Source organism: Stenotrophomonas sp. LARHCG68 (assembly GCF_052871705.1).
On record NZ_JBIXJV010000002.1, the window covers coordinates 141,441 to 153,924 of the forward strand.

Here is a 12,484-nt window from a genome sequence, read left to right on the forward strand (position 1 = left end):
GCGCTAGACTCCTCCCCCCACGCCGGGCCAAGCGCGCCCGACTCCGTCGAATTTGCGGGAACTCCCTTGAACGCTGCCCCCACACGTCCTGACATCAGTCGTGGCGCTGCAAAGCCGCCGCTTCGTGAACACGTCGCCCAGTCCGTCCGCCGCTACCTGCGCGATCTGGACGGCTGTGACGCCGATGACGTGTACGAAATCGTCCTGCGCGAGATGGAAATCCCGTTGTTCGTGGAAGTTCTCAACCATTGCGAAGGCAACCAGAGCCGCGCCGCCGCGCTGCTGGGCATCCACCGCGCCACCCTGCGCAAGAAGCTCAAGGAATACGGGCTGGCCTGAGCCGCCCCGCCCGGTCGCGCGCAGCCACGCTGCGCTGAAGCGTTCACCGGGTACTTCCGCCGGGCATGGCTCGGCGCCACCTGCCCCTTGTCGGCAGATGCAACCTCCCAGCCACAGGTCACGGATGTGACGGCCCGGCTACAATACCGGCCCGCTTCCGCTGCCCCCTGTCCCCATGTCTGCTGATCTGCTGCCCGTCCGCCGGGCCCTGCTGTCCGTTTCCGACAAGACCGGTCTGGTCGAACTGGCCCGCGCCCTGGCCGCCCGCAACGTCGAGCTGCTCTCCACCGGCGGTACCGCCAAGGCGATCCGCGACGCCGGCCTGCCGGTCACCGACGTCTCCGATGTCACCGGCTTCCCGGAAATGATGGACGGGCGGGTCAAGACCCTGCACCCGCTGGTGCATGGTGGCCTGCTCGGCCGCGCAGGCACCGACGATGCGGTGATGGCCGAACACGGCATCGCGCCGATCGACCTGCTGGTGCTGAACCTGTATCCGTTCGAGTCGGTCACCGCCAAGGCCGACTGCACCCTGGCCGACGCGGTGGAGAACATCGACATCGGCGGCCCCGCCATGCTGCGCAGCGCCGCGAAGAATTTCGCCCGCGTCGCCGTGGCCACCAGCCCGGACCAGTACGACGCCCTGCTGGCCGAATTGAATGCCCACGACGGCAAGCTGTCGGCCGCCAAGCGATTCGAGCTGTCGGTGGCCGCGTTCAACCGCGTCGCCCAGTACGACGCGGCGATCAGCAACTACCTGTCCGCAGTCAGCGACACCACCGCCGCGGTACCGGTGCGCGAGGAATACCCGGCGCAGATGAACTCCACCTTCGTGAAGGTGATGGACCTGCGCTACGGCGAGAACCCGCACCAGAGCGGTGTGTTCTACCGCGACCTGTGGCCGGTACCGGGCACGTTGGCCACCTTCGTGCAGCTGCAGGGCAAGGAACTGAGCTACAACAACCTGGCCGACGCCGATGCCGCATGGGAATGCGTGCGCCAGTTCGACGTGCCGGCCTGCGTCATCGTCAAGCACGCCAACCCCTGCGGCGTGGCCGTGGCCGCCGATGTCGGCGCCGCGTATGAGATGGCCTACAACACCGACCCGACCAGCGCCTTCGGCGGCATCCTGGCCTTCAACCGCACGCTGGATGCGGCCACCGCCAAGGCCATCCTCGACCGCCAGTTCGTCGAAGTGCTGATCGCCCCGGACTACGAGCCGGCCGCGCTGGAGTACGCCACCAAGAAGGCCAACGTGCGCGTGCTGCGCATCCCGGCCGGTGAGGCGCGCAACAACTACGACACCAAGCGCATTGGTTCGGGCCTGCTGATCCAGAGCGCCGACAACCGCGACATGACCACCGATGAGCTGAAGACGGTGACCCAGCGTGCACCGACCACCGCCGAGCTGCGCGACCTGCTGTTCGCCTGGCGCGTGGCCAAGTACGTCAAGTCCAACGCGATCGTCTACGCCAAGGACGAGCGCACCATCGGCGTGGGCGCCGGCCAGATGAGCCGCGTGTACTCCGCGCGCATCGCCGGCATCAAGGCCGCCGATGCCGGGCTGGTGGTGCCGGGCTCGGTGATGGCTTCCGATGCGTTCTTCCCGTTCCGCGACGGCCTGGACGCCGCCGCCGAAGCCGGCATCACCGCGGTGATCCAGCCGGGCGGTTCGATGCGCGATGCCGAAGTGATCGCCGCGGCCGACGAACATGGCATCGCCATGGTGTTCACCGGCGTTCGCCACTTCCGTCACTGAGTACCGCGACGATGGCGACGGGGGTGTTTCTACGATCGGTTTCCCTGGGCGCCGTGCTCCTGCTGGCCGCCTGCCAGCAGGACAAGCCCGCCCCCGCCCAGGCGGAGGCGAAGGTGCCGGTGCTGCGCCACGACGACGCCGTGCTGGCACTGCTGCAGGAACGCTACGGCGCGCCTGCACAGCTGAAGGGACCCTGGGCGCAGCAGCTGACGGATCCGGACATGGATCACGTCCGCCCGATCCACCGCGACGTCTGCGCCGACCAGGCCGCGGTCATCGGCGGCAAGCGGTACCGCATGCTTGCGGTCTGCACCCACTACGATGACGCCACTTCCATCGAACTGGGCACCACCGATTTCATCGTGCTGCACGAAGCGGCCGACGGCCGCATGTCGTTGGCCGCCGAGCTGCCCGGACGTGCCAGTGGTGCCGGCGGGCAACCGGGCACGGTCAGCACGCTGCAGGTTGGCGCCGGTGCCTGGGCGTACCAGATCGACGACGAACTGGTCGCGGTCGGCTCGGTGATGCGCAATCGGGCCTGGCTGGTGTTCGACGGCGGCGACAAGGTGGCCGACGCCGGCTGGCTGCGCACCCACCTGGACGACCACAACGCCATCGAGTGCAACGACGCCGGGCACTGCTCGCACGGGCGCCTGGACCTCAACCTCGAGGTCCGCCTCGACGACAGCCAGCCCGGCCTTGCGTACTGGCCGTTGCAGGTACAGGAAAAAGGCAACGGCTGCCGCGGCCGTGTCAGCAAGACCCACGTCATCACCTACGAGCCTGCGCAGTCGCGCTACCCGATGCCTGCCGAACTGCAACTGGAGGGCTGTGCGAAGTGATCCGCAACGCGCACTGCATGCCGGCACCGGTCCGCGTGGCCACCTGAACCCTCCCGCTCCCTCCCCACAGGAACCGACCCCCATGAAAATCCTCGTCATCGGCTCTGGTGGCCGTGAACACGCCCTGGCCTGGAAGCTGGCGCAGTCCGCGCGCGTGAGCGAAGTGATCGTCGCCCCGGGCAATGCCGGCACCGCCACCGAAGGCAAGTGCCGCAACGTCGCGGTCAAGGTCACCGACATCGCCGGGCTGCTCAAACTGGCCCGGGACGAGGCCGTGGGCCTGACCGTGGTCGGCCCGGAAGTGCCGCTGGTGGCTGGCGTGGTCGACACCTTCCGTGCCGCCGGCCTGCGCATCTTCGGACCGACCGCCGCCGCCGCGCAGCTGGAAGGCAGCAAGGCGTTCGCCAAGGACTTCCTGGCCCGCCATGGCATTCCCACCGCGTACTACGCCGTGCACACCGAGGTTGATGCCGCGCTGGCCTACCTGCACGAGAAGGGTGCGCCCATCGTCATCAAGGCCGACGGCCTGGCCGCCGGCAAGGGCGTGATCGTGGCGATGACGCTGGACGAAGCCGAAGCCGCGGTGCGCGACATGCTCAGCGGCAATGCCTTCGGCGATGCCGGCGCGCGCGTGGTGATCGAGGAGTTCCTGGAGGGCGAGGAAGCCAGCTTCATCTCGATGGTCGATGGCCGCGTCGCGCTGCCGATGGCCACCAGCCAGGACCACAAGCGCGTGGGCGATGGCGACACCGGCCCGAACACCGGCGGCATGGGTGCGTACTCGCCGGCCCCGGTGGTGACGCCGGACGTGCACGCGCGGGTGATGCGTGAGGTGGTGGAACCGACCGTGGCCGGCATGATCGCCGACGGCGTGCCGTTCACCGGCTTCCTCTACGCGGGCCTGATGATCGACGCCAGCGGCGCGCCGAAGGTGATCGAGTTCAACGTGCGCTTCGGCGACCCGGAAACCCAGCCGGTGATGCTGCGCCTGCAGTCGGACCTGGTCGACTTGGTCGAAGCCGCCATCGACGGCGCGCTGGCCGGCGTGGACGCGCAATGGGATCCGCGCCCGTCGCTGGGCGTGGTGATGGCGGCAAAGCCGTACCCGGAAACGCCGATCACCGGCGACGTCATCAGCGGCCTGGCGGACGTGCCGGGCAGCGCCAAGGTATTCCATGCCGGTACCGCGCTGGATGCCGACGGCAACGTGGTCAGCGCCGGCGGCCGCGTGCTGTGCGTGGCCGCGCTGGGCGACAGCGTGTCCGATGCGCAGCAGCATGCCTATGCAGGCGTTGCGAAGATCCACTGGGCCAACGAGTTCCATCGCAACGACATCGGCTGGCGCGCGATCGCGCGCGAGCAGCAGTAAGGCATCGGCGTGACGGAAGACGAAAAGGGCGGCCTTGAGGCCGCCCTTTTTTGTTGCATCCATTTATTGACGAATTGAAGCACGTCACTTTGGGGCGAGAAGCACACAGCGCAGCGCTGCCCTCATCCGCCCTTTCGGGCACCTTCTCCCGCAGACGGGAGAAGGGAGGGTCCCGATCATCCTTGCTTCTCCCGCATTGCCGGGCAGTTCATGCCCGGCAGGACGAACGCGCGGAAGCGAAGCGCAGGCAGGCGTGCCGGAGCCGGTGATTCTTCCCTTCTCACGCCAGCGGGAGAAGGTGCCCAAAGGGCGGATGAGGGCGGCCTTTGCTTCTGCCCCGCCCCCCAGCCCTCACTCCCTCAGCGATGCACGCTGCCGATGCTCGCCGCCGGGTAACGCGCACCGGCGGCCACGTCCACCGGGAACACCGCGTCGATGCGGGCCAGCTCGTCGGCATCCAGCACCACGTCGAGCGCACCCAGGTTTTCCTCCAGGTAGGCCAGGCGCTTGGTACCCGGGATCGGCACCAGGTCATCGCCCTGGGCCAACACCCAGGCCAATGCCAGCTGCCCGGGGCTGATGCCCTTGGCGGCGGCAATCGCGTTGACCTGCTCCACCAACGCAAGGTTGCGGGCGAAGTTCTCGCCCTGGAAGCGCGGCGAATTGCGCCGGTAATCGCCGTCCTCGAAATCCTCCGGGCTGCGGATCGCACCGGTCAGGAAGCCACGCCCCAGCGGTGAGTACGGCACGAAACCAATGCCCAACTCGCGCACCGTATGCAACACGCCGTTGTGCTCGGGCTCGCGCGACCACAGCGAATACTCGGTCTGCAGCGCGGTGATCGGATGCACCGCATGCGCGCGACGGATGGTCTCCGGCGCCGCCTCGGACAGGCCCAGGTAGCGCACCTTGCCCTGCTCGACCAGCCGCGCCATCGCCCCCACGGTGTCCTCGATCGGCACATTCGGGTCCACGCGGTGCTGGTAGTACAGGTCGATGTGGTCCACGCCCAGCCGCTGCAGGCTGGCCTCGCATGCGGCCTGCACGTACTCCGGGCGGCCATCCACGCCACGCGCCTGCGGGTCATAGGCATCCAGGCGCACGCCGAACTTGGTGGCCAGGAACACCTGCGCGCGGCGATCGGCGATCGCACGCCCGACCAGCACCTCGTTGGTATGCGGGCCGTACATGTCGGCGGTGTCGAGCAGGGTGACGCCACGCTCCAGCGCACGATGGATCACCTGGATCGCCGCCGCGTCATCGCCACGGCCGCCATAGAACGCACTCATGCCCATGCAGCCAAGGCCAAGGGCGGAAACAACCGGGCCGTCACGGCCCAATACGCGGGTCTGCATCGTCGACTCCAGGGATCAGGGGGATGGCCACTGTAGGCCGCGCCCGGCAGGCGATAAACCCGCATAATCGGGACTGACCATGAAGCCAGACCGCACAATCGACCCTGCCCTGCTGCCCGCGTTGGTCGCCTTCACCTGCGTGGCCCGGCTGGCCAGCTTCCGCCAGGCGGCAGCGGAACTGGGCGTGTCACCCTCGGCGCTGTCGCAGACCATCCGCAGCCTGGAGCGCCGCCTGGGCACCCGCCTGCTGCAGCGGACCACGCGTACCGTCGGGCTGACCGAGCCCGGCCAGCGTCTTCTGCAGGAAACGGTGCCGGCACTGGCGCGCATCGGTGGGGCGCTGCAGGCGGTGGAGGAGAGCCGTGACGTTCCCGGCGGCCAATTGCGCATCACCACCCCGCGCTTCCCGGCCGAGCACCTGCTGCTGCCGTTCCTGCCCGGCTTCCACGCCCGCTACCCGCAGGTGCAGGTCGAGCTGTCGGTGCAGCCGGCCATGGTCGATGTCGTGGCCGAAGGCTTCGATGCCGGCATCCGCCTGGGCGAATCGCTGGCCGCCGGGATGATCGCCGTGCCGCTGGGGCCACCGCTGCAACTGGTGGTGGTGGGCGCACCGTCCTACCTGCGACGGCATGGCGTCCCGGACCGCCCGGAAGCACTGGTCGAGCATGCCTGCATCCGCCACCGCAGCAGCGATGGCCGCATCATGGCCTGGGAGTTCAGCCGCGACGGCCGCGATTTCCATGTCGAAGTCGACGGCCCGCTGCTGCTCAACGACAGCCACCTGGCGCTGCAGGCCACGCGCAGCGGCCTGGGCCTGCAGCAGGTGTTCGCGCACACCGTACGCGCCGACATCACCGCCGGCCATCTGCAAGCGGTGCTCCAAGCCTGGCAACCGCCTTTCGCCGGCTTCCACCTCTACTACCCGTCGCGCGACCAGCTCGCCCCCAAGCTGCGGGTGTTCATCGACTTCATGCGCGCGGCGAACCGGTAGCGCCGCGGCGTGCCGGCGCGCTAGCGGGTTGCGCCGGCCTCCAGGTAATCCGTGGTCACCTGCAACATCGCCGCCATGCCGTTGGCCAAGGCTGCTTCGTCCAACAGGAAACGCGGCGAATGATTGGCCGGTGCCTGTGCCGGATCGATCCCGGCACCGGTCGAACCCACCAGGAAATAGAACCCCGGCACGCGGTTGGCGAACTGCGAGAAATCCTCGGCGATGGTCTGCAAAGGCATCTCCACCACCTGCCCGGCACCGGCCACCTTTTCCAACGACGGCCGCACCCGCTGCGACAACACCGGGTCATTGATCGTCGCCGGTGCGTTGTTGACCACGGTCAATGCCGCGGTGGCGCCGGCGGCATGCGCGTAATCGGTGGCGATGCGCTCGAAGCGCGCGATCACGTCCTCGCGCACCTGCGCATCGAAGGTGCGCAGCGTACCCACCAGCGTGGCCTGCTCGGGAATGATGTTGAAGCGCACGCCACTGTTGAACTGGCCGGCGGTCAGCACCACCGGGGTCTGCGCGATGTTGACCTGGCGCGCGATCATGCTCTGCGTGCCCAGCAGCACCTGCGCGCCCACGGTGATCGGGTCCACCCCATCCCACGGCCGCGAGCCGTGCGTCTGCCTGCCGGTGACGGTCAGCGACCACTCATCGGCCGAGGCCAGCAGCGGCCCCGACCTGAAACCGATCTGCCCCACCTGCAGGCCGGCCCACACATGCAGGCCGAACGCGGCTTCCGGGGTGAAGTCCCGCAGCAGGCCTTCGTCGAGCATCAGCTTGGCGCCGAACGGCGCACCGGGCACGGCCGGACCCTCCTCGGCCGGCTGGAACACGAACATCACCTCGCCCGGCAGGCTGTCGCGGCGTGCTGCCAGCGCCTGCGCCACCCCCAGCAGGATCGCCACGTGCGCATCGTGGCCGCAGGCATGCATCACCCCCACCGGCTGGCCGCGATAGGTCGCCGTCACCTGCGAGGCGAACGGCAGGCCGGTCTCCTCGCGCACCGGCAGCGCATCCATGTCGGCGCGGATCAGGATCTTCGGCCCCGGTCGGCCGCCCTTGAGCACCGCGGCCACGCCGGTGCCGGCGATGCCGGTGCGCGGCTGCAGCCCCAGCGCGCGCAGGTGCCTGGCCACGAGGTCGGCGGTGCGACGTTCCTGCCCGCCCAGCTCCGGATGCTGGTGCAGGTCACGTCGCCATGCCTGCAGCTGCGGCGTGGCGGCCTGCACCGCCTGACTGACCTCGGCCGAGGGTTGTGCCTGCCCCCAGGCCGGCACCGTCATCAGCACGGCCACAAGCATGCCCATGCGACGCTGTCTCATCCCATTCTCCTTTCAATGCCAACCCGGTGATGGTAATCGTGTCGATGCCGCACGCTTCCTCCACCGCAATGGCCTTGCCTTCTGTCGATATGCCCCGCCTCGAACGCCAGCTCGGCCAGCTCTGGGCCCACGAAAAAGCCAGCTATGGCCTGCGCGTGTTCATCGCCCTGGCCACCGTGCTCGCCTATGGCTGGTACGACGACCAGATCGCCGCCATCCCCGGCCTGTTCCTGGGCATCATCGCCAGCGCCATCGCCGAGACCGACGACAACGGGTGGGGGCGCACCAAATCGGTCCTGCTCTCGCTGCTGTGCTTCGGCGCGGCCGCCGCGTCGGTGGTGTACCTGTTCCCGCACCCGCTGCCGTTCATCGGCGCGCTGGCACTGGCCGCCTTCGGCCTGACCCTGCTCGGCGCGCTGGGTGAACGCTATGCCTCGATCGGCCAGGCCACGGTGACGCTGGCCATCTACACCATGCTGGCGATGGACCAGCTCAAGGCCCCGGACATGGCCTGGCGCGAGGTGGCACACCTGTTGATCGGCGCTGCGTGGTACGGCGCGCTGTCGATCCTGTGGACGGCGATGTTCGCCAACCGCCCGGTACGTGAGCGGCTGGCACGGCTGTTCTTCGAGCTGGGCCGTTTCCTGCAGCTCAAGGCCGATCTGTTCGAGCCGGTGCGGCACAGCAACCTGGAAGCGCGGCGGTTGGTGCTGGCCGAGCAGAACGTGCGCGTGGTCGAGGCGCTGAACACCGCCAAGACCGCCATCCTCAGCCGCTTCGGCCGCTCCGGCCGGCCCGGCGTGCAGTCTGGCCTGTACTTCCGCCTGTACTACATGGCACAGGACTTCCACGAGCGCGCCAGCTCCTCGCACTACCCCTACGAGGCGCTGGCCGAGACGTTCTTCCACAGCGACGTGCTGTACCGCTGCCGGCGCCTGCTGTCGCTGCAGGGCAAGGCCTGCCAGGCGCTGGGCCAGGCCATCCGCCTGCGCCAGCCGTTCGACTATGGCGAACAGGCACGCCAGGCCGGCCAGGACCTGCATGAATCCCTGCAGTACCTGCGCGAGCAGCAGCGCCCGCACTGGGCGCGCCTGCTCGGCTCGCTGCAGTTGCTGGCACACAACCTGGCCAGCATCGAGCGCCAGTTGTCCGAAGCCTCGCTGGCCGACACCCCGCTGGAAGGCGTGGACACCCGCCTGCGCGATTCCTCGCCGCACACCTTGCGCGAAATGGCCACGCGCCTGCGCCAGGCACTCACCCCCGGCTCGCTGCTGTTCCGCCACGGCCTGCGCATCGCCCTGGCGTTGATCGCCGGCTATGCGGTGCTGAAGCTGGTGCACCCGGAGAACGGCTACTGGATCCTGCTGACCATCGTGTTCGTGTGCCGGCCGCATTTCGGTGCCACCCGGCGGCGCCTGTTCGAACGCATTGGCGGCACCCTCGCCGGCCTCGGCGTCACCTGGGCGGTGCTGCAGTTGTTCCCCGGCACCGAGCTGCAGCTGCTGCTGGCATTGGCCGCGGCACTGCTGTTCTTCTTCACCCGCACCGACCGCTACCTGGTCGCCACCGCCGCGATCACGGTGATGGCGCTGGTCTGCTTCAACCTGCTCGGCAATGGATTCGTGCTGATCTGGCCACGCCTGTTTGACACCCTGATCGGCTGCGCGATCGCCGCGCTGGCCTCGCTGCTGATCCTGCCCGACTGGCAGGGCCGGCGCCTGCACCGGGTGATGGCGCAGGTGCTGGCCACCAGCAATGCCTACCTGGAGCAGGTGCTGGGCCAGTACCGCAGTGGCATGCGCGACGACCTGCCCTACCGCATTGCCCGCCGCGACATGCACAACGCCGACGTCGCGCTGTCGGTGGCACTGTCCAACATGTTGCGCGAGCCCGGCTATGCGCGCGGCAACCTCGATGGCGGCTTCCGCTTCCTCGCCCTGTCCAACACCCTGCTCAGCTACCTGTCCGCGCTGGGTGCACACCGCGCGCAATCGGCCAGCGTCGATGCCGACCCGATCATCGATGCCGGCCACCGTCAGCTGCAGCAGTCGCTGGCACAACTGGCCGACGCGCTGGGCCGGCGCGAGGCAGCCTCGCCGCAGGAAGAGGAAATCGCCCTGGCCGATGCGCTGGAACAGGTGCCCGATGACATCGACGACAAGGCACGCCTGGTCCGCACCCAACTGGCGTTGATGCTGCGCCTGCTGCCGCGGCTGCGCGGCACCGCCGCCGAAGCCATCCAACCCCGCCAGCGGTAGCGCCGGGCCACGCTGCGCTGCACGCCATCGCGTACCACCGCCCGGGCGTGGCCCGGCGCTACCGGGCCGTTGCGCCCGCGCCCGCCCTGGCCGGCAGGAAGAACACGCCTACGCCCACCAGCGCCAGCACCATGCCGACCATGCACACCCCCATCCAGCCGTGCGACGTCCAGGCCGCGGTGCCCAGCGCCGAGCCGGTGGCACCGCCGATGAAGTAGCAGGTCATGTAGGCCGAGGTGATGCGGCTGCGCGCGTTTTCATCCAACTGGTAGATCACGCTCTGGTTGTTGATGTGCACCGCCTGCACGGCGACATCCAGCAGCAGTACGCCCACCACCAGCGCCGCCAGCGAGACCGGCGCCAGCAACAGCACGCCCCACGAGGCCAGCATCATCACCAGGCCTCCGCCGGCCACCCAGCGCCCGTAGCCACGATCACTCAGACGACCGGCGCGGCTGGCCGCCAGCGCACCGGCGGCCCCGACCAGGCCGAACAGGCCGATGGTGGCGATCGAATAGCCATAGGCCGGCCCGGACAGCAGGAACGCCAACGGCGTCCAGAACACGCTGAACCCGGCAAACAGCAACGCACCGAGCAGCGAACGCTGGCGCAGCACCGGCTCGTCGCGCAGCAGGGCCAGCACCGAGCCGATCAGGCGCGGATAGGACAGCTGCGTGCTGGGCCGATGCGCCGGCAGCAACAGGGCCAGCGCCAACGCCGACAGCAGCAGCGCCACGCAGGCCACCCAATAGATCGTGTGCCACGAACCGATCCCGGCCAGCACGCCGGAGGCCGTGCGGGCCAGCAGGATGCCCAGCAGCAGCCCGGCCATGATCGTGCCGACCACGCGACCGCGGTGCTCCGGGGCGGTCAGCGTCGCCGCGTGCGGCACGATCACCTGCGCGGCCACCGCGCACAACCCGCTCAGGCCGGTGCCCACCAGCAGCTGGCCCAGGTGTCCGGCGCTGCCGCTGATCGCCAGCCCTACCGCGGCCAGCACGAACAGGCCGACGATCAATCGCCGCCGTTCGACGCGGTCACCCAGCGGCACGATCAACAACAGGCCGGTGGCATAGGCCAACTGCGCGGTGGTCACCACCCAGCCGGCCTGGCTGGCGCTGACCTTGAAATCACCGGCCAGCAGTTGCAGCAGTGGCTGGGCGTAGTAGTTGCTGGCCACGATCAGGCCGGTCGCGATGGCCAGCAGCAGTACCCGCGATTGCGGCAGGGTCGGGGCGGAAGTGGGGGAGGAGGACATGGCTGCGGTCGCCGGGGGAAAGTGCACGCAGTCTGGCTCCCACCCTTGAATGACACAAATGTATTGTTTTCATTCAATCCATCTGTTTCAGTGATGGCATGTTCACCCTGCGCCAGCTGGAATTCGCCGTGGCCGTGGCCGAGGAAGGCAGCTTCACCGCCGCTGCCAGCCGCTGCCACACCGTGCAATCGGGGCTGAGCCACCAGATCGCCCGGCTGGAGGAGGCCCTCGGTGCGCGCCTGTTCGAACGCGGCCCACGCCGGGTGCGGCTGACCAGCGCCGGCGAGGTGTTCGTGCGCAATGCCCGGCTCACCCTGCAGGCGGCCGCCCGCCTGCAGGAGGAAATGGCACTGGCGCTGGGCAGCGTGCGCGGCCGCATCAACATCGGCCAGATCACCTCGCTGCACGTGGTCGACGTCCCGGCACTGCTGGCTACCTTCCGCGCCGCCCATCCCGCGGTGGACGTGCACCTGCGGGTGGGCATGAGCGAGGCGCTGCTGGCCGACCTGGCCGAAGGCCTGCTCGACGTGGCCCTGGTCGGGGTCGGCCCGCAGGTACCGCTGCCGCCGCAACACCGCCTGCTGCACGAGGAGGGGCTGTCGATGGTGCTGCCGCCCGGGCATCCGCTGGCGGCGTTGGAGCGCATCCCGCTGCAGGCGCTCGACGGCCAGCCCTACGCCACGCTGGTGCCCGGCGCCGGCGTGCGCCGCCTGGTCGATGACGCCCTGCTTGGCCGCGACATCCACCCGCAGCTGCAGTACGAAGTCACCCACGGCGAGTTGCAGCGGCAGCTGGTCGCGGCGGGGCTGGCGGTCTCGGTGACGCCAGCCAGCATGGCCGAAAACATGCACGGCGTGATCGCCCGGCCGCTGGACGAACCCTTCCAGTTCCGCACCTGCGCGGTCTGGCGGGCCGATCCCACCCCGGCCGCGCGCGCCCTGCTGGCGCTGCTGCCCTCGCCCAAGGGCTGACCCGGCTCTGC

10 protein-coding genes are annotated in these 12,484 nt (G+C 69.2%); 7 read left to right on the forward strand and 3 right to left on the reverse strand.

Annotation, left to right across the window (positions count from 1 at the left end; translation table 11 throughout):
• Positions 1 to 66: 66 nt before the first annotated feature.
• The 4 genes from fis (at position 67) to purD (ending at position 4,309) form a co-directional block, all read left to right on the forward strand.
• On the forward strand, positions 67 to 339 hold the full coding sequence (fis, locus tag ACIPR8_RS08055) for a DNA-binding transcriptional regulator Fis (RefSeq protein WP_132863360.1): 273 nt from the start codon (positions 67 to 69) through the stop codon (positions 337 to 339).
• Positions 340 to 514: 175 nt separating this feature from the next.
• Positions 515 to 2,098 (forward strand): bifunctional phosphoribosylaminoimidazolecarboxamide formyltransferase/IMP cyclohydrolase, encoded by a 1,584-nt coding sequence (purH, locus tag ACIPR8_RS08060; RefSeq protein ID WP_446540706.1) that lies wholly within the window; start codon positions 515 to 517, stop codon positions 2,096 to 2,098.
• Between the two features lie 53 nt (positions 2,099 to 2,151).
• Complete coding sequence (locus ACIPR8_RS08065) at positions 2,152 to 2,940, forward strand: hypothetical protein (protein ID WP_446540707.1); 789 nt, start codon at positions 2,152 to 2,154, stop codon at positions 2,938 to 2,940.
• An 82-nt stretch (positions 2,941 to 3,022) separates the two neighbouring features.
• The gene (purD, locus tag ACIPR8_RS08070) at positions 3,023 to 4,309 is read left to right on the forward strand and encodes a phosphoribosylamine--glycine ligase (RefSeq protein ID WP_446540708.1); all 1,287 of its coding nucleotides are present in this window, start codon (positions 3,023 to 3,025) and stop codon (positions 4,307 to 4,309) included.
• A 359-nt stretch (positions 4,310 to 4,668) separates the two neighbouring features.
• On the opposite strand, the gene ACIPR8_RS08075 is transcribed toward purD, so the two are convergent.
• The gene (locus ACIPR8_RS08075) at positions 4,669 to 5,664 is read right to left on the reverse strand and encodes an aldo/keto reductase (RefSeq protein WP_192286820.1); all 996 of its coding nucleotides are present in this window, start codon (positions 5,662 to 5,664) and stop codon (positions 4,669 to 4,671) included.
• A 79-nt stretch (positions 5,665 to 5,743) separates the two neighbouring features.
• Between ACIPR8_RS08075 and ACIPR8_RS08080 the strand changes: the two genes are divergently transcribed.
• Positions 5,744 to 6,655: a LysR family transcriptional regulator gene (locus ACIPR8_RS08080; RefSeq protein ID WP_446540709.1), complete on the forward strand. Its 912-nt coding sequence runs from the start codon at positions 5,744 to 5,746 to the stop codon at positions 6,653 to 6,655.
• A gap of 20 nt (positions 6,656 to 6,675) precedes the next feature.
• On the opposite strand, the gene ACIPR8_RS08085 is transcribed toward ACIPR8_RS08080, so the two are convergent.
• Positions 6,676 to 7,986, reverse strand: coding sequence for an amidohydrolase (locus tag ACIPR8_RS08085; protein WP_446540710.1), 1,311 nt, complete (start codon positions 7,984 to 7,986; stop codon positions 6,676 to 6,678).
• A gap of 89 nt (positions 7,987 to 8,075) precedes the next feature.
• Between ACIPR8_RS08085 and yccS the strand changes: the two genes are divergently transcribed.
• On the forward strand, positions 8,076 to 10,244 hold the full coding sequence (gene yccS / locus ACIPR8_RS08090) for a YccS family putative transporter (RefSeq protein WP_446540711.1): 2,169 nt from the start codon (positions 8,076 to 8,078) through the stop codon (positions 10,242 to 10,244).
• Between the two features lie 58 nt (positions 10,245 to 10,302).
• Here the strand turns inward: yccS and ACIPR8_RS08095 are convergent, their stop codons facing one another.
• Entirely contained in the window at positions 10,303 to 11,502 is a 1,200-nt protein-coding gene (locus ACIPR8_RS08095; RefSeq protein ID WP_132863346.1) for an MFS transporter, read from the reverse strand.
• Positions 11,503 to 11,600: 98 nt separating this feature from the next.
• Between ACIPR8_RS08095 and ACIPR8_RS08100 the strand changes: the two genes are divergently transcribed.
• Positions 11,601 to 12,473 carry a LysR family transcriptional regulator gene (locus ACIPR8_RS08100; protein WP_132863345.1) on the forward strand — a complete coding sequence of 291 codons (873 nt, stop codon included), beginning with the start codon at positions 11,601 to 11,603 and terminating at the stop codon, positions 12,471 to 12,473.
• Positions 12,474 to 12,484 lie beyond the last annotated feature (11 nt).